We start from the raw sequence: 17971 nt of genomic DNA on the forward strand, positions 1-17971 counted from the left end.
TATGAAAGCTTCACCCTCGTTGCTGTTGGCCGCCATGCTGAGTCTGCCAGCCCTGGCGCACGCTGCAGAACCGGAACAATGCAAGACCGTCAACTTCTCCGATGTCGGCTGGACCGACATCACCGTCACCACCGCGACCACCAGCGAGATCCTCAAGGGCCTGGGCTACAAGCCGCGCACCACGATGATTTCGGTACCGGTGACTTACAAGTCCCTGGCCGACGGCAAGAACATGGACATCTTCCTCGGCAACTGGATGCCGACCATGGAAAACGACATCAAGCAGTACCGTGATGCCGGCACCGTGGAAACCGTACGCGCCAACCTGGAGAACGCCAAGTACACCCTGGCGGTGCCTGAGGCGCTGTACGACAAAGGCCTCAAAGACTTCGCCGACATCGCCAAATTCAAGGAAGAGCTGGGCGGCAAGATCTACGGCATTGAGCCAGGCAACGACGGCAACCGCACCATCCAGACGCTGATCGACAAAGACGCCTTCGGCCTGAAAACCGCCGGTTTCAAAGTGGTCGAATCCAGCGAAGCGGGCATGCTCTCCCAGGTTGAACGCGCCTCCAAGCGTGGCCAGGCGATCGTGTTCCTCGGCTGGGAACCGCACCCGATGAACACCCGCTTCAAGATGAAGTACCTGACCGGGGGTGACGATTCGTTCGGCCCCAACTACGGCCAGGCCACCATCTACACCAACGTTCGCAAGGGCTACACACAGGAATGCAGCAACGTAGGTCAGTTGCTGAAAAACCTGGTGTTCACCCTGGACATGGAAAGCACCCTGATGGGCAAAGTTTTGGACGACAAACAAAAACCCGACGCTGCGGCCAAAGCCTGGCTCAAAGCCAACCCACAAGTGCTCGACACCTGGCTCGCCGGTGTCACCACCGTTGATGGCAAGCCTGGCATCGACGCCGTAAAAGCCTACCTCGCCAAGTAATCCGTTGTCCCCGGGGCGGTGCGCTGCCCCGGGATGTTTTCCCTCTTCGCATGTGGACACTCACTACCATGCTGACTGAACAGAAAATCCCACTAGGCCAGTACATCGCTGCCTTCGTCGAATGGTTGACCCAACACGGCGCCAACTACTTCGACGCAATCGCATCGACACTGGAAACGATGATCCACGGCGTGACGTTTGCGCTGACCTGGTTCAATCCACTGGCATTGATCGGTCTGATTGCGCTGCTGGCTCACTTTATTCAACGTAAATGGGGACTGACTGTTTTTGTCATCGCCTCCTTCCTGCTGATCCTCAACCTGGGGTACTGGCAGGAAACCATGGAGACCCTGGCGCAAGTGCTGTTCGCCACCCTGGTCTGCGTGGTTATCGGTGTGCCGCTGGGCATTGTTGCCGCGCACAAACCGTTGTTCTACACCATGATGCGGCCGGTGCTCGATCTGATGCAGACCGTACCGACCTTCGTCTACCTCATCCCTACCCTGACCCTCTTCGGGCTGGGTGTGGTGCCCGGCTTGATCTCAACGGTGGTGTTCGCGATTGCCGCGCCGATCCGCCTGACCTACCTGGGTATCCGAGACGTTCCCCAAGAGCTGCTCGACGCCGGCAAAGCCTTCGGCTGCTCGCGCCGTCAGTTGCTCTCACGCATTGAACTGCCCCACGCCATGCCGAGCATCGCTGCCGGTATTACCCAATGCATCATGCTGTCGTTGTCGATGGTGGTGATCGCGGCCCTGGTGGGCGCCGACGGCCTCGGCAAACCCGTGGTCAACGCACTCAACACTGCCGACATTGCCCTGGGCTTTGAAGCAGGCCTGGCAATCGTATTGCTGGCCATCATGCTCGACCGCATCTGCAAACAACCCGACGCCAAAGTAGGGGGTGATGCATGAGCATTATCCGATTCGACAATGTCGACGTGATCTTCTCCAAAGACCCACGCGAAGCGCTCAAGCTGCTGGACCAGGGCATGAGCCGTAACGAGATCCTGAAAAAGACCGGGCAGATTGTCGGCGTTGAAAAGGCCAGCCTGGATGTAGAGAAAGGCGAAATCTGCGTGCTGATGGGCCTGTCGGGCTCGGGCAAGTCGAGCTTGCTGCGTTGCATCAACGGCCTCAACACCGTCAGCCGCGGCCAGCTGTTTGTGGAGCATGAAGGTCGTCAGATCGACATCGCTTCCTGCACGCCGGCCGAGCTGAAAATGATGCGAACCAAGCGCATCGCCATGGTGTTCCAGAAGTTCGCCCTGATGCCGTGGCTGACGGTGCGCGAAAACATCAGCTTCGGCCTTGAGATGCAGGGCCGCCCGGAGAAAGACCGACGCAAGCTGGTGGATGAAAAACTTGAGCTGGTGGGCCTGACCCAATGGCGCAACAAGAAGCCCGATGAACTCTCCGGCGGCATGCAGCAACGTGTGGGCCTGGCCCGTGCGCTGGCAATGGATGCCGACATCCTGCTGATGGACGAACCCTTCTCGGCCCTCGACCCGCTGATCCGCCAAGGCTTGCAGGACGAACTGCTGGAGCTGCAACGCAAGCTGAGCAAGACCATCGTGTTCGTGAGTCACGACTTGGATGAGGCGCTCAAATTGGGCAGCCGCATCGCGATCATGAAAGACGGCAAGATCATCCAGTACAGCGTGCCGGAAGAGATCGTGCTGAACCCGGCGGATGACTATGTACGCACCTTCGTCGCCCACACCAACCCGCTCAACGTATTGTGCGGCCGTAGCCTGATGCGCACCGTGGATAACTGCACCCACGTCAACGGCTCTATCAGCCTCGACCCAGGTGGCGACTCGTGGCTGGACCTGACCGAGGGCAACGTGATCAAGGGCGCACGCCAGAATGGCACGCCGTTGAACCTGCAGAACTGGGCGCCGGGGCAAGCGGTGGAAGGTTTGGGTCGGGTACCGACGCTGGTGGATTCGAATATCGGCATGCGTGATGCGTTGCAGATTCGGTATCACACGGGGAATAAGTTGGTGTTGCATGACAACAACCAGGTGGTGGGGATCTTGGGGGACAGTGAGCTGTACCACGCCCTCCTAGGCAAAAACCTGGGTTAACAAACACTGCAAATCAAATGTGGGAGGGGGCTTGCCCCCGATAGCAGTGGATCAGTAACAGATGTACTGACTGACACACTGCCATCGGGGGCAAGCCCCCTCCCACATTTAGTTCTGTTTACACATTGAGACCCAGTGGTGTCAGTGAGGACACCACCAGGCTTCAACTATCAGCTATAGACCCGGCCAAGGAGCTGCCGATGGCTTTCAAACTGATCGAGCACGTCCCGGGTGATCTGGTCCTGGGTAAAGCCCATCAGGTCGTATTCCTGAGGCCCGTTGTGCAGGTACACCTCGGCACGGTAGTAGCGGGTGCGTTCTTCTTCAGGCAAGTCAGTCGGTGCCGACGAATAAGCGTCCAGGCTTACTTCGTAGACAAACGGGTTGCCCTCTTCCATCTCAATGCGCACACCGATGCAACGCTTGGATTTACCCAGCAGCGTCTGCACTTCCAAGCCCTGGTCACGCAGCGCAACGGCCGCTTCTTCCAACGCCGGCGTTACGTGCTTGTCCATGAAGCGCTGCACCGTACCCTGGCTCGGTTGCAGGTCCAGGGCCGTCAGGCGCTCGCTGAAACCCCGACGGCCACGCTCGGCCAATTGCGCCTGCTCTTGTTCGATGGCCACGTCCTGGCGCATCGCCTTGTGCAAGCCGAACATAAAGAACACCAGCACCACCGAGAACGGCAGCCCTGCCAACACCACCATGGTTTGCATGGCCTGGAAGTTGCCGGCAAACAGCAGGCCGATGGTCACCAAGGTAATGACCGCCGACCAGAAGATCCGCAGCCAGTGCGGCGCGTCTTCATCCACATTGCCGCCTTTGCAGGAAAGGTTGGCCATCATCACCGCGCCGGAATCCGCCGGGGTCAAAAACAGCACGAAGCCCACAAAGATCGACACACCGATGACGATTTTCGACGCAGGGTAATGCTCAAGCAGTTGGTAGATGGCCATCGATGGCTGTTCCAGCGCCGTCTTGCCCAACTCCACCGCACCATGGTTCAACACCAGGTCCAACGCCGAGTTACCAAAGATCGACAGCCACGCCAGGGTAAAGCCCAGCGGGATCAGCAGCACGCCGGCCACCAGTTCACGCACCGTGCGACCACGGGAAATACGCGCGATGAACATGCCCACAAATGGCGCCCAGGAAATCCACCAGGCCCAGTAAAACAGGGTCCACAGGCCCATCCAGCCTTCGGTCTTGGCCGCGTCGCCTTCGTACACATAGAGGTCGAAGGTTTTCAGCACGATACCGTTGAGGTAGTCACCGGTGTTTTGCACCAGGCCATTGAGCAGGTGCAGGGTGGGGCCAAACAGCAGCACAAAGATCAGCAGGCCGCTGAACAGCACGATGTTGAGGTTGGACAAGCGGCGAATACCGTTCTCCACGCCCGACACGGCGGCGATGGTGGCCACGGTGCTCATCACGATGATCACGATCAACAGATTGGTGTTGTTGTGCTCCATGCCGAACAGGTTTTCCAACCCGGACGACACTTGCATCGCGCCAATCCCCAGGTTGGTCACCAGGCCCAGCAGGGTCACGAACATGCCGAAGCCGTCTACCGCGTGGCCGGCCGCGCCCTTCACCCAACGCTCGCCCACCAGCGGGTACAGCGCCGAACGCAAGGCCAGCGGCTGGTTGTGACGGTAGGCGAAGTACGCCACGGCCAGGCCGACCAAGGCGTAGATCGCCCAGCCGTGCAGGCCCCAGTGCAGGAAGGTCAGTTGCAACGCCTGGCGTGCGGCGCCATTGCTGGCGGCAGCACCTTCGGGCGGGTTGAAGTAGTGGTCCAACGGCTCCGACGCGCCGAAGTACAGCAGCGAGATGCCAATGCCCGACGAGAACAACATGCCGGCCCAGGCGCCGTAGCTGAAGTCCGGGGTGTCGTCCTTGCTGCCCAGTTTCAGTTTGCCGTAGGAAGAAAATGCCAGGCCGACCACAAATACGAGGTAGGCGGCGATGACCACCATGTAGTACCAGCCAAAGCTTTTCGACAGCCACGCCTGGGCGACGCCGAGCAAACGCCCGGCCTCCTGCGGGGCGATGATCAGGATGGCGGTCAACAACAGAATCAACGCGGTGGAGGTGTAGAACACCCAACCGTTGACCCGCACCTTTTCTGGCGGGGTCTTTATAAGAGAGGCAGAACTCATGGCGCAGATGCTCCGGGCAGTGCGAGAGAGAAACACAAGGCAGCGGTTATCCCGGGACATCGCTTTATGGGCAGGCGACGGACGGGTGTTATAAAGACACCCCGAAAAACCTTGCACCCCTACCGAACCAGTAGACAGGGCGTTTCAAGGGTTTTTGCAGGTGTCATTTGTCGCGGCTCCCAGGTAGGAAACTTCTGTAGGCAGCGACCATTTGTCGCAGATCTTATTCTTTGTTGATTGAACGTTCAATCAAAACAAAATAGACTGGCCATCAAGCCGACGGACGTTCATCGCCCATCGGCAGGCCTAAGGAGAGGTGCTACATGCCCAAGGTCGGTATGCAACCCATACGCCGCCAGCAATTGATCGAAGCCACTTTGACGGCCATCGATCAGGTCGGGATGGGAGATGCCAGCATTGCGCTGATCGCCCGTTTGGCCGGCGTTTCGAACGGCATCATCAGTCACTACTTCAAGGACAAGAACGGCCTTATTGCAGCGACGATGCGCTATTTGATGAACGCGCTGATCGACAACGTCCATGAACGCAGGCGTGCGCTTACGGACGACAGCCCACGGGCACATCTTCAGGTGATCATCGAAGGCAACTTCGACGCCAGCCAGGTCAACGGCCCGGCAATGAAAACCTGGTTGGCCTTCTGGGCCACCAGCATGCACCACCCGTCATTGCACAGGTTGCAGCGGATCAACGATCAGCGTCTGTATTCCAACCTGTGCTGTCAGTTCCGCCGAGTGCTGCCGCTGCCGCACGCACGCAAAGCAGCCCGAGGGCTGGCGGCCCTGATCGACGGTTTGTGGTTGCGCGGCGCCCTGTCGGGAGACGCTTTCGACACAGCGCAGGCGCAACGGATCGCTTACGAATACATGGATTTCCAATTGGCCAAGCAGGTGAGTTAGAGCACACATAACCGCTCAACCCCTGAACTGCTGTCGCTCAGTGTTGCCACACCCTTATGGCCCACTTTGCGGCGGTTAACGCCAACCACTTATGCACTTGCGAGGACTTTATGGCCCGTTTCGACCTGCAAAAACTCTACATTGACGGCGGCTACAGTGACGCTGGCAGCGATGCCACCTTCGAAGCCATCAACCCGGCTAACGGTGAAGTTCTCGCCCAAGTGCAACGCGCTACGTTCGATGACGTTGAACGCGCCGTGGTCAGCGCCGAAAAAGGCCAGAAAATCTGGGCCGCCATGACCGCCATGGAGCGTTCGCGCATCCTGCGTCGTGCCGTCGATATCCTGCGCGAGCGCAATGACGAGCTGGCTGCCCTGGAAACCCTGGACACCGGTAAAGCCTTCTCCGAAACCAAGTACGTCGACATCGTCACCGGCGCCGACGTGCTGGAATACTACGCAGGCCTGGTGCCAGCGATCGAAGGCGAGCAGATCCCACTGCGCGACACCGCTTTTGTCTACACCCGCCGCGAGCCGCTGGGCGTGGTGGCCGGTATTGGCGCGTGGAACTACCCGATCCAGATCGCCCTGTGGAAATCCGCGCCAGCCCTGGCTGCCGGCAACGCAATGATCTTCAAGCCAAGCGAAGTCACCTCGCTGACCACCCTGAAACTGGCCGAGATCTACACCGAAGCCGGCGTTCCAGCAGGTGTGTTCAACGTACTGACCGGCAGCGGCCGTGAAGTCGGCACCTGGCTGACCGAGCACCCGCGTATCGAAAAAATCTCGTTCACCGGCGGCACCGACACCGGCAAGAAAGTCATGGCCAGCGCGTCGAGCTCCTCGCTCAAAGACGTGACCATGGAGCTGGGCGGCAAGTCGCCGCTGATCATCTTCGACGACGCCGACCTCGACCGCGCCGCCGACACCGCGATGATGGCCAACTTCTACAGCTCCGGCCAGGTCTGCACCAACGGCACCCGTGTGTTCGTGCCCAAGCACCTGCAAGCGGCGTTCGAAGCCAAGATCGCTGAACGTGTTGCGCGTATTCGCATTGGCAACCCGGAAGACGAAAACACCAACTTCGGCCCACTGGTCAGCTTTGCCCACATGGAAAGCGTGCTGGGCTACATCGCCAAAGGCAAAGAGCAAGGCGCACGCCTGCTGTGCGGCGGCGACCGCCTGACCGATGGCGACTTCGCCAAAGGCGCCTTCGTGGCTCCGACCGTGTTCACCGACTGCACCGACGACATGGTCATCGTGCGTGAAGAAATCTTCGGTCCAGTGATGGCGATCCTGACCTACGAAACCGAAGAAGAAGTGATCCGCCGCGCCAACGACACCGACTTCGGCCTGGCCGCTGGCCTGGTCACCAAAGACCTGAACCGCGCGCACCGCGTGATTCATCAGCTGGAAGCGGGTATCTGCTGGATCAACGCCTGGGGCGAGTCCGACGCGAAGATGCCGGTGGGCGGCTACAAGCAATCGGGTGTTGGCCGTGAGAACGGGATCAGCTCGTTGAACAACTTCACCCGCATCAAATCGGTACAGGTTGAGCTGGGCGATTACGCCTCGGTGTTCTAACACCCGAGCCTTGTATTGCCTGTGAGTGCCCTATCGCAGGCAAGCCAGCTCCCACATTTGACTGTATTTACACATCTGGATTTGTGAACACAGTCAGTGTGGGAGAGGGCTTGCCCCCGATGAGGCCCTACCTGACCACACTTCAAAAAGGGGTACATCCAATGTCCCAAGAATACGATTACATCATTGTGGGTGCCGGCTCCGCCGGTAACACCCTGGCGACCCGTCTGACCGAAGACGAAGGCGTCACCGTTTTGCTGCTGGAAGCCGGTGGCCCCGACTACCGCTTCGACTTCCGCACCCAGATGCCAGCCGCCCTGGCCTTCCCACTGCAAGGCCGCCGCTACAACTGGGCCTACGAAACCGATCCAGAGCCACACATGGACGGCCGCCGTATGGAATGCGGTCGTGGCAAGGGCCTGGGTGGTTCTTCCCTGATCAACGGCATGTGCTACATCCGCGGCAACGCCATGGACTACGACAATTGGGCGAAGCTGCCTGGCCTGGAAAGCTGGACCTACCTCGACTGCCTGCCGTATTTCAGAAAAGCTGAAACTCGGGACATCGGCCCCAACGATTGGCACGGTGGCGACGGCCCGGTCAGCGTGACCACGCCTAAAGCCGGCAACAACCCGCTGTTCCACGCCATGGTTGAAGCCGGCGTGCAAGCCGGTTACCCGCGCACCGTGGACTTGAACGGCTACCAGCAAGAAGGCTTCGGCCCGATGGACCGCACTGTCACGCCTAAAGGCCGTCGCGCCAGCACCGCTCGCGGTTACCTGGACACCGCCAAGAAGCGCTCCACGCTGACCATCGTCACCCACGCCCTCACCGACAAAGTGTTGTTTGAAGGCAAGCGTGCCGTTGGCGTGCGTTACCTGATCGGCGCGGCCGAAGAACGCGTTGAAGCACGCGCCCGCAAAGAAGTCATCGTGTGCAGCGGCGCAATCGCTTCGCCGCAACTGCTGCAACGCTCCGGTGTGGGCCCGGCCAAACTGCTGGAAAGCCTCGACATCCCGGTGGTCCACGACCTGCCTGGCGTCGGCGAAAACCTGCAAGATCACCTTGAGTTGTACCTGCAATACGCCTGCACCCAACCGGTGTCGCTGTACCCGTCGCTGCTCTGGTACAACCAACCGGCCATTGGTGCCGAGTGGCTGTTCAACGGCACCGGCATCGGCGCCAGCAACCAGTTCGAAGCGGGCGGGTTTATCCGTACCCGTGAAGAATTCGAATGGCCGAACATTCAGTACCACTTCCTGCCGGTAGCGATTAACTACAACGGCAGCAACGGTGTGAAAGAGCATGGCTTCCAGGCGCACATGGGCTCCATGCGTTCGCCGAGCCGTGGTCGTATCCAACTGAAGTCGAAGAACCCGCGGGACTACCCGAGCATCCTCTTCAACTACATGGCCACCGAACAGGACTGGCAAGAATTCCGCGACGGCATCCGCCTGACCCGTGAAATCATGCAACAGCCGGCTTTGGACCAATACCGTGGCCGCGAAATCAGCCCCGGCATCGAAGTGCAAACCGATGAACAGTTGGACACCTTCATCCGCGAGCACGCCGAAACCGCGTTCCACCCGTCCTGCTCGTGCAAGATGGGCACCGACGACATGGCCGTAGTGGATGGCGAAGGCCGTGTGCATGGCATGCAAGGCTTGCGCGTTGTGGATGCGTCGATCATGCCGATCATCACCACCGGCAACCTGAACGCGCCGACGATCATGATCGCCGAGAAAATCGCCGACAAAATCCGTGGCCGCCAGCCACTGCCGCGCAGCACTGCCGACTACTATGTGGCCGGCGATGCGCCGGTGCGTGGTAAGCCGATGCGTGAGATCGCGCAGTAACTGATACACCGCGGTGCCCCTATCGCAGGCAAGCCAGCTCCCACAGTTGACCGAGTTCGTCTGAACAACTCGATCAACTGTGGGAGCCGGGCTTGCCCGCGAAGAGGCCCGACCAACCAATGCAAAACCCCTCCTTGATCAGCTACTCTGTCCGCCTGCCCGCGACGAGCCGCCCACAAGGAAGGCCCCATGTTCGATCATCACGCCACCCTCAAAAAACACTTCAGTGCCCTGCGCAGCCGCGCCGAGTTCTTCTCGCTGCGCTACGTCCGCGAATCCGGCCAGTACCTGTCGGTACGCAAGAACGTCGCCGAACCGCCCCACTTGAACCACGACGAAGGCGCCATGCTCACCGTGCGTCTCAACGGTGTGGAAGCCTACGCCGCGACCAACGATATTTCCCTGGCTGGCCTGCAAGCCGCCCTTGAGCGCGCCGAGCAACAGGCTCGCCTCATCAAACCCCACGCCCTGCTCGACCTGCGTGACCAGCCCGTCTCTCGTGATGTGGCCGATTACCTGTCCCCCGAGCTGAACCAAGCGTTCCCCTCCCTGAGCGACTGCTACCAATTGCTGGGCGACGAGTCTGCCGCCGTGCCCAAGGACGAGCGCCTGGTGAACTGGGAAGTCAGCCTGGGCCTGACCCACGTCGAGCAGATCTACCTCAATACGGCGGGCGCCGAACTGCGCCAGGCCCAGCGCTTCGTGTTCCCCGGCGTCAACGTCACCGCCTACGACGGCAACGACAGCCAGAGCCGCACCCTGGGCGGCAGCAACTTTGGCCAGCAAGGCGGCTTTGATGTGATCAACCGCTTCGGCCTGGTGGGCGCCGCGCCGCGTATTGCCGACGAAGCCCTGCAATTGCTGCTAGCGCCCAACACGCCCAACGGCCCGCGCGACCTGCTGTTGATGCCCGACCAGATGATTTTGCAGATCCACGAGTCCATCGGCCACCCGCTGGAACTGGACCGCATCCTGGGCGATGAACGTAACTACGCGGGCACCAGCTTTGTGAAGGCCAGTGACTTCGGCCACCTGCAATACGGCTCACCGTTGCTCAACGTGACCTTCGACCCGGACATCCCCGAGCAGTTGGCCAGTTACAGCCATGACGACGACGGCACCCCGGCCAGCAAGCAGTTCCTGATCCGTGAAGGCTTGTTGCTCAAGCCGCTGGGGGGCGCGCTGTCGCAGTACCGCTCCGGCATGGGCGGCGTGGCCAACAGCCGCGCCAGCAGTTGGAACCGCGCACCCATCGACCGCATGGCCAACCTGAATATCGAAGCGGGCGACAAGAGCCTGGCGCAGCTGGTGGGCGGTATTGAAACCGGCATCCTGATGTCGACCAACCGTTCGTGGTCCATCGACGATGCGCGCAACAAGTTCCAGTTCGGTTGCGAATGGGGCCAGTTGATCGAAAACGGCGAGCTTAAAGGCGTGGTGAAAAACCCCAACTATCGGGCGATTTCCGCGCAGTTCTGGCGCAACCTCAGTGCCGTTGGCGATGCCAGCACCTTCAAGGTGTTGGGCACGCCGAACTGCGGCAAAGGCGAGCCCAACCAAGTGATTCGCGTCGGTCATGCTTCGCCGGCCTGTGTATTCAGCAACGTTGATGTGTTTGGGGGAGATGCCTGATGAACAATTTCAAGGCATTGGTGCACTGGCTGACGCAGGCCATCACCGACAGTGAACAGTTCCACCTGGGTTATGCGGATGAGTCGTCCGAGTTTGTACGCTTCAACCACGCCAAAGTCCGCCAGGCGGGGCACGTGCAACAGGCCAGCCTTACACTGAAACTGATCAACGATGGCCGCCACGCCGACCTGGGCATCACTTTGGCTGGCGAGCCTGAGCTTGACCAACAGCGCCTGGCCGACGGCCTGCAACAACTGCGCGAAACCTTGCCGTTGCTGCCACAAGACCCGTATCTGCTGCTGAACCACAACGCCTGGCAAAGCAGCAATGAACAGGCGCAGCCATTGCCGGAGCTGGCCCAGGTACTGGAAGACATCAGCCAGGCCGCCGAGGGTGTCGACCTTGTTGGCTTCTATGCCGCCGGGCCCATCAGCCGGGGTTTCGCCAGCTCTTCGGGGGCGTTCGGCTGGCATCAGGCCAATAGCTTCAACTTCGATTTCAGCCTGTTCCACGCCAATGGCGAAGCGGTGAAGGCCAGCTACGCCGGGCACACGTGGAACAGCACCGAGTTCGCGGCGCGCGTACAGCAGGCCCGCGAGCAGTTAGCATTTCTCGGTCGCCCGCTGCACACGTTGGCGCCTGGGCACTACCGCGCCTACCTCGCCCCGGCGGCGATTGAAGAAATCATCAGCATCATCACCTGGGGCGGCTTTTCCGCCCAAGCCATCGCCAGCAAAGGCAGTTCGTTGCAAAAGCTCTATGCCGGCGAGCAGTTTCTGAGCCCATTGGTGACGGTCAGCGAGCAGGTCAGCGGCTCCCTGAGCGAAGCATTTTCCAGCGAAGGCTACCCACGCGGTGACGTCACGCTGATCAACGCGGGCAAGGCGGCGGGCGAGTTGATCAATTCGCGCAGCGCCGCCGAATACGGGCTGAGCACCAACGGCGCCAGCAGTGACGAAGCGCCGAGCGCGTTGCAGATGGCCGCAGGCAGCCTGGCCCAGGCCGAGATCCTCAAGCAGCTGGGCACCGGCTTGTACATCAGCAACCTGTGGTACCTGAACTACTCCGACCTGCCGGCGGCGCGCCTGACCGGCATGACGCGCTTTGCGACGTTCTGGGTGGAGGATGGAGAGATCAAGGCACCGGTGAATACGATGCGCTTTGATGACAGTGTGTACAGCTTGCTGGGGTCGCAATTGGAGGCGCTGACGGCGGAGCGGGAGTTGTTGTTGTCGGCCAGTACGTATGGGCAGCGCAATACATCCTCCAATCTGCTGCCGGGGGCTTTGGTCAAACGCCTGACACTGACCCTCTAAACACTACAAATCTAATGTGGGAGGGGGCTTGCCCCCGATGGCAGTGTGTCAGTCAGTGCATCTGTTTCTGACACACCGCTATCGGGGGCAAGCCCCCTCCCACATTAGTTTGTGCAGGTTTCTGATACCTCGCTTCGCACCTTCCTACCGCTAATTCCCATCTCTCGCTTGTACCTGCGCACCCTGTTGTCGCCCTCAAAAAACCTCGCTATAACGGTTAGTGGCATACCGCCACCCCACAGGAAGTGAGCGTTGACATGGACCAGGGAAGTTTCGTCATCCACAAGCTGTTCAAGCACTACAACATCCACGTCGAGCAACTCGGCAACGACCCGCAAAAAGACACCGTGCTGATGGTCAACGGCGCGCTCTCCACCACCCGCTCATTCGCCCGCACCAGCAAGTGCCTGGCCGAGCATTTCAATGTGTTGCTGTTCGACTTGCCCTTCTCGGGCTATTCCCGCGAGTACAACCCCGATCTGGAGCTGGTCACCAAGGACGACGAGGTGCAGATCCTGCGGGCGCTGGTGGAGCGCTTCGAGGTCAACCATTTGGTCTCGGCCTCCTGGGGCGGGATCTCCACGCTGCTGACCCTGGCCCATAACCCGCCTTCGATCAAAAGCTCGGTGGTGATGGCCCTGGCGCCCAATCTCAATCAGGCGATGCTCGATTATGTGGAGCGTGTGCGCGTGCTGATCGAGGCCGATGACAAGTCTGCCGTTGGTCACCTGCTCAACGACACCGTGGGCAAGTTCCTCTCGCCTGCACTCAAGCGCAACAACCATCGGCACCTGTCCAACATGGCCACTACCGAATACCGCCAGGCGCGCTTTCACATCCACCAAGTACTGGCCCTGCGCGATGGCAATTACCTGCCCACACTCACCCAGATTGAAACCCCAGTGCACTTCATTAACGGAGCGCTGGATGAATACACCCCCGCTGCCGAGGCCCGGTTGTTCAAGCAGTACGTGGGCCGCAGCAGCTTTGCCGTCGCCGAACATACTGGCCACTTGCTCGACCTCGAATCCAGCGAAGCGGCAGCAGCGGTGCACCGCGCATTGCTGGATTTCCTGGTGGGAAAAGCCGCGACGGATGGCGCATAATCGCCGACACATAGCCTGCTAACAAAAAGGGTTTTCTATGCCGAATCGCGTCCCGCTCGATGCCAAGACCGCCCGCTGGCTCCCCTGGGTGGTGGCGATTGCCTTCTTCATGCAGTCGCTGGACGGGACGATTCTGAACACCGCCTTGCCAGCCATGGCCCGGGACTTGGCAGAAAACCCACTGCGCATGCAAGGGGTGGTGATCGCCTACATGCTCACCGTCGCCTTGCTGATCCCCGCCTCAGGCTGGATCGCCGACCGCTTCGGCACCAAAAAAATCTTCTTCGGCGCCATCATGTTGTTCAGCATCGGCTCATTGCTGTGTGCGTTGTCCAGCAGCTTGAGCATGCTGATTGGCGCACGGGTGATCCAGGGCCTGGGCGGCGCGCTGATGCTGCCGGTCGGAAGGCTCGTGGTGCTACGGGCCTACCCCCGTTCGGAGCTGGTGCGAATCATGGGCTTCATCACCATCCCCGGCCTGCTCGGCCCGTTGCTCGGCCCGACCATGGGTGGCTGGATGGTGCAATACCTGACCTGGCACTGGATCTTCCTGATCAACCTGCCGGTGGGCATGATCGGCTGCTACGCCGTATGGAAATTCATCCCCGACCTGCGCGGCAGTGAGCGCACGCGCTTCGACGGGGTGGGTTTTCTGCTGTTTGGCGCGGCGATGGTGCTGATCACCATCGCCATGGAAGGCCTGGGCGAACTGCACCTGCCGCATTTGCGAGTGATGTTGCTGCTGTTTGGCGGGCTGGCGTGCCTGGCGGCTTATTGGTTGCGGGCGGGGCATATCGATAACCCGCTGTTTTCGCCGGTGCTGTTCAAGACGCGCACTTTTGCGGTGGGCATTCTGGGCAACCTGTTCGCCCGTTTGGGCAGTGGCGCGCTGCCGTTTCTGGTGCCGCTGCTGCTACAAGTGGCGCTGGGATATTCGCCGTCGGAAGCCGGGATGAGCATGCTGCCGCTGGCGGCAGCGGCGATGTTTGCCAAGTCTGTGGCGCGGCCGTTGATTGAGCGCCTGGGCTATCGCATCGTCCTCACGGGCAACACTTTGGCGCTGGGCATGATGTTGGCGAGCATGGGTTTGGTCACTGAACAGACGCCCTACCCGCTGCTGCTGGGCATGCTGGCGGTGCTGGGGGCGATCAACTCCCTGCAATTTACCGCGATGAACACCGTCACCCTCATCGACCTCGACGACGCTCAGGCCAGCAGTGGCAACAGCTTGCTCTCAGTGGTGGCGCAATTATCCCTCAGCCTTGGCGTGGCCTGCGCCGGTGCATTGCTTGGCGGGTTTACCGCCGAAACCGGCAACGATGGCGTGGAAAGCGTACTCGGCGCCTTCCAGCTGACCTTCCTCACCGTGGGCATCATGGCCATGCTGGCGGCGGCGATCTTCCTGCAATTGTCGCCAAAGGACGGCAAACGCGCGGCCAGCCCGGAGCAACATATCGAGCACTAACAGGCTTCCCGTCTAGAACTTGCGGGGAAAATCCTGTGGGACTGGTACACTGCGCAACATTTTGTTTTGCAGAGCCAGTCCCGTGACTACCATCGCCACCGCTTTTAATACTTTGCCCCTGTCCGCCGCCATGCTGGCTAACCTCGACTCGCTGGGTTATGTCGAGATGACGCAGATCCAGGCGCAGAGCTTGCCGGTGATCCTCAAGGGGCTGGACCTGATTGCCCAGGCCAAGACCGGCAGCGGCAAGACTGCTGCGTTCGGCATCGGCCTGTTGAACCCGATCAACCCGCGTTACTTCGGCTGCCAGGCCCTGGTGATGTGCCCGACCCGTGAGCTGGCCGACCAGGTCGCCAAGGAAATCCGTCGCCTGGCCCGTGCCGAAGACAACATCAAGGTACTGACCCTGTGCGGCGGCGTGTCCCTCGGCCCGCAGATCGCTTCGCTGGAGCACGGCGCCCACGTGATCGTCGGCACCCCGGGCCGTATCCAGCAACACCTGCGCAAGGGTTCGCTGGTACTGGATGGCTTGAACACGCTGATCCTCGATGAAGCCGACCGCATGCTCGACATGGGCTTCTACGACGCCATCGAAGACATCATCAGCAAGACCCCACCACGCCGCCAGACCCTGCTGTTCTCGGCCACCTACCCAGTGAGCATCAAGCAGCTGGCCTCGAAATTCATGCGTGCGCCGCAGCAAGTGAAGGCCGAGGCGTTCCACTCCGACGACCAGATCGAACAGCGTTTCTTCGAGATCTCGCCGGAAGAACGCATGGACGCGGTGACCAAGGTACTGGCGCACTTCCGCCCGGCCTCGTGCGTGGCGTTCTGCTTTACCAAGCAGCAAGTGCAGGAAACCGTCGATCACCTGACGGCCAAGGGCATTTCCGCCGTGGGCCTGCATGGCGACCTGGAACAACGCGACCGCGACCAGGTACTGGCGATGTTCGCCAACCGCAGCACCTCGGTGCTGGTAGCCACTGACGTGGCCGCCCGTGGCCTGGACATTGACGCGCTGGACATGGTGATCAACGTCGAACTGGCCCGCGATTCGGAAATTCACATCCACCGTGTGGGCCGTACCGGCCGCGCCGGTGAAACCGGCATCGCCATCAGCCTGGTTGCACCGTCCGAAGCGCACCGCGCCCAGGCCATCGAGCAGTTGCAGAAGTCGCCGCTAAACTGGGACCAACTGGACAACCTCAAGCCGCAAAGCGGTGGACCGTTGTTGCCGGTGATGAGCACGCTGTGCATTGCTGCTGGCCGTAAAGACAAGGTGCGTCCGGGTGACATCCTTGGTGCATTGACCGGTGAAGCCGGGATTCCGGGTGCCCAGGTCGGCAAGATCGCAATCTTTGATTTCCAGGCGTTTGTGGCGGTTGAGCGTGGCATCGCCAAGCAGGCGTTGCAGCGTTTGAATGACGGCAAGATCAAAGGCCGTTCGCTGCGCGTGCGGATCCTGTAACACGATCTCCAATTTATCGGAGATCCATGTGGGAGGGGGCTTGCTCCCGATAGCGGTGTATCAGTACCAGATGTATTGACTGACACACTGCTATCGGGAGCAAGCCCCCTCCCACATTTGATTGCATTTCAAATCAGTATTTTGTGAGGACACCGTTTTGCGCTCGACCGAAGTTGTGATCATTGGCGCCGGCGCCGCAGGCTTGATGTGCGCACTGACCGCCGCCGGGCGCGGGCGCAAGGTGATGTTGATCGACCACGCCAACAAGGCCGGCAAAAAGATCCTGATGTCCGGCGGTGGCCGCTGCAATTTCACCAACATGTACACCGAGCCCGCCAACTTCCTCTCCCACAATGCGCACTTCTGCAAGTCGGCCCTGGCGCGTTATACCCAGTGGGACTTTATCGGGTTGGTGGTCAAGCATGGCGTGCCTTACCACGAGAAGAAGCTGGGCCAACTGTTCTGCGATAACAAGTCCAGCGACATTCTCGGCATGCTGCTCGACGAGTGCATTCAGGTCGGCGTGAGCATGCACCTGGACACCTCGATCGAAGAGATCGCCAAGGTCGACGGCGGCTACCAGTTGCAGACTACCTTGGGCGAGTTGCGTTGCGAGTCGCTGGTCATTGCCACCGGCGGGCTGTCGATCCCGACCTTGGGTGCCACCGGGTTTGGTTACCAAGTGGCCAAGCAATTCGGTCACGAACTGCTGCCGACCCGCGCAGGGCTTGTACCGTTCACCATCACCGACCAGCTCAAGGACCTGTGCGGCGAGTTGTCTGGCACTTCAGTGGATTGCCTGGTGAGCTGCAACGACCAGAGCTTTCGCGAAAACATCCTGTTTACCCATCGTGGCCTGAGCGGGCCGGCGATTTTGCAGATTTCTTCGTACTGGGAATCCGGAGACACGGTGGAGATCAACCTGCTGCCCGACCACGACGCCCACACCTGGCTGCAAGAGCAACAGACCGAGCGCCCCAACAGCGAGCTGAAAACCCTGTTGGGCGAGATCTTCACCAAGAAGATGGCCAACCTGCTGGCGGAGACCTGGTTTGTGTCCAAGCCGATGAAGCAGTACACCCACGCCGAAATCGCCGACATCGCGCAGAAACTCGGCAGCTGGCAGTTGGTGCCGGCAGGTACCGAAGGCTATCGCACCGCCGAAGTGACACTTGGCGGCGTGGACACGCGGGAAGTGTCATCAAAGACCATGGAATCGCTGAAAAGCCCTGGCCTGTACTTTATCGGTGAAGTGCTGGATGTAACCGGCCACCTGGGCGGGTTCAACTTCCAGTGGGCCTGGGCTTCAGGCTACGCGGCGGCGCAGTACGCCTGACTGAAGGATGTACTCGGTCTAAATGTGGTGTGCCTGGGAATAATTTGCTGCCAGATGTGATCGTGACCCTTGCCGTGGCGTCACTGATGGGC

The 17971-nt window shown here is 60.4% G+C and carries 13 protein-coding genes; 12 read left to right on the forward strand and 1 reads right to left on the reverse strand.

The features are described 5' to 3' along the window. Position 1: 1 nt before the first annotated feature. From ICY20_RS06365 to choV, 3 genes are all read left to right on the forward strand, one after another. Positions 2–949 (forward strand): choline ABC transporter substrate-binding protein, encoded by a 948-nt coding sequence (locus ICY20_RS06365; RefSeq protein WP_159958093.1) that lies wholly within the window; start codon positions 2–4, stop codon positions 947–949. A gap of 68 nt (positions 950–1017) precedes the next feature. Continuing rightward, positions 1018–1863 (forward strand): choline ABC transporter permease subunit, encoded by an 846-nt coding sequence (gene choW / locus ICY20_RS06370; protein ID WP_017735985.1) that lies wholly within the window; start codon positions 1018–1020, stop codon positions 1861–1863. Beyond that, entirely contained in the window at positions 1860–3038 is a 1179-nt protein-coding gene (gene choV / locus ICY20_RS06375) for a choline ABC transporter ATP-binding protein (RefSeq protein WP_194937162.1), read from the forward strand. Before choW ends, choV begins: the two co-directional genes overlap by 4 nt. Positions 3039–3208: 170 nt before the next feature. Here choV and ICY20_RS06380 read toward each other — a convergent pair whose 3' ends face one another. After that, the gene (locus tag ICY20_RS06380) at positions 3209–5143 is read right to left on the reverse strand and encodes a BCCT family transporter (protein ID WP_324187950.1); all 1935 of its coding nucleotides are present in this window, start codon (positions 5141–5143) and stop codon (positions 3209–3211) included. 380 nt (positions 5144–5523) lie between these two features. Here ICY20_RS06380 and betI point away from each other — a divergent pair, with 380 nt between their 5' ends. From betI to ICY20_RS06425, 9 genes are all read left to right on the forward strand, one after another. Next, the gene (betI, locus tag ICY20_RS06385; RefSeq protein ID WP_194937163.1) at positions 5524–6117 is read left to right on the forward strand and encodes a transcriptional regulator BetI; all 594 of its coding nucleotides are present in this window, start codon (positions 5524–5526) and stop codon (positions 6115–6117) included. Positions 6118–6227: 110 nt separating this feature from the next. After that, positions 6228–7700 (forward strand): betaine-aldehyde dehydrogenase, encoded by a 1473-nt coding sequence (gene betB, locus ICY20_RS06390; RefSeq protein ID WP_194937164.1) that lies wholly within the window; start codon positions 6228–6230, stop codon positions 7698–7700. 161 nt (positions 7701–7861) lie between these two features. Then, positions 7862–9556 (forward strand): choline dehydrogenase, encoded by a 1695-nt coding sequence (gene betA, locus ICY20_RS06395; RefSeq protein WP_159958087.1) that lies wholly within the window; start codon positions 7862–7864, stop codon positions 9554–9556. A gap of 189 nt (positions 9557–9745) precedes the next feature. Further along, entirely contained in the window at positions 9746–11188 is a 1443-nt protein-coding gene (locus ICY20_RS06400; protein ID WP_159958077.1) for a TldD/PmbA family protein, read from the forward strand. Continuing rightward, positions 11188–12504: a TldD/PmbA family protein gene (locus ICY20_RS06405; protein ID WP_194937165.1), complete on the forward strand. Its 1317-nt coding sequence runs from the start codon at positions 11188–11190 to the stop codon at positions 12502–12504. Before ICY20_RS06400 ends, ICY20_RS06405 begins: the two co-directional genes overlap by 1 nt. 257 nt (positions 12505–12761) lie before the next feature. Beyond that, on the forward strand, positions 12762–13610 hold the full coding sequence (locus ICY20_RS06410; protein ID WP_194937166.1) for an alpha/beta fold hydrolase: 849 nt from the start codon (positions 12762–12764) through the stop codon (positions 13608–13610). Positions 13611–13647: 37 nt separating this feature from the next. Continuing rightward, positions 13648–15075, forward strand: a complete 1428-nt coding sequence (mdtD, locus tag ICY20_RS06415) for a multidrug transporter subunit MdtD (RefSeq protein ID WP_194937167.1) — start codon at positions 13648–13650, stop codon at positions 15073–15075. Positions 15076–15205: 130 nt separating this feature from the next. Next, positions 15206–16543, forward strand: coding sequence for an ATP-dependent RNA helicase DbpA (gene dbpA / locus ICY20_RS06420; RefSeq protein WP_267463997.1), 1338 nt, complete (start codon positions 15206–15208; stop codon positions 16541–16543). Between the two features lie 157 nt (positions 16544–16700). Beyond that, positions 16701–17879, forward strand: coding sequence for a BaiN/RdsA family NAD(P)/FAD-dependent oxidoreductase (locus ICY20_RS06425; RefSeq protein ID WP_194937168.1), 1179 nt, complete (start codon positions 16701–16703; stop codon positions 17877–17879). Positions 17880–17971: the final 92 nt, after the last annotated feature.

This window comes from Pseudomonas pisciculturae, from assembly GCF_015461805.1.
Classification (GTDB): Bacteria; Pseudomonadota; Gammaproteobacteria; order Pseudomonadales; family Pseudomonadaceae; genus Aquipseudomonas; species Aquipseudomonas pisciculturae.

What these genes read in the sequence shown, in the direction of transcription:
- ICY20_RS06365 (WP_159958093.1), top strand. Translation starts at nt 2, where the DNA reads ATGAAAGCTTCACCCTCGTTGCTGTTGGCCGCCATGCTGAGTCTGCCA.
- choW (WP_017735985.1), top strand. Translation starts at nt 1,018, where the DNA reads ATGCTGACTGAACAGAAAATCCCACTAGGCCAGTACATCGCTGCCTTC.
- choV (WP_194937162.1), top strand. Translation starts at nt 1,860, where the DNA reads ATGAGCATTATCCGATTCGACAATGTCGACGTGATCTTCTCCAAAGAC.
- betI (WP_194937163.1), top strand. Translation starts at nt 5,524, where the DNA reads ATGCCCAAGGTCGGTATGCAACCCATACGCCGCCAGCAATTGATCGAA.
- betB (WP_194937164.1), top strand. Translation starts at nt 6,228, where the DNA reads ATGGCCCGTTTCGACCTGCAAAAACTCTACATTGACGGCGGCTACAGT.
- betA (WP_159958087.1), top strand. Translation starts at nt 7,862, where the DNA reads ATGTCCCAAGAATACGATTACATCATTGTGGGTGCCGGCTCCGCCGGT.
- ICY20_RS06400 (WP_159958077.1), top strand. Translation starts at nt 9,746, where the DNA reads ATGTTCGATCATCACGCCACCCTCAAAAAACACTTCAGTGCCCTGCGC.
- ICY20_RS06405 (WP_194937165.1), top strand. Translation starts at nt 11,188, where the DNA reads ATGAACAATTTCAAGGCATTGGTGCACTGGCTGACGCAGGCCATCACC.
- ICY20_RS06410 (WP_194937166.1), top strand. Translation starts at nt 12,762, where the DNA reads ATGGACCAGGGAAGTTTCGTCATCCACAAGCTGTTCAAGCACTACAAC.
- mdtD (WP_194937167.1), top strand. Translation starts at nt 13,648, where the DNA reads ATGCCGAATCGCGTCCCGCTCGATGCCAAGACCGCCCGCTGGCTCCCC.
- dbpA (WP_267463997.1), top strand. Translation starts at nt 15,206, where the DNA reads ATGCTGGCTAACCTCGACTCGCTGGGTTATGTCGAGATGACGCAGATC.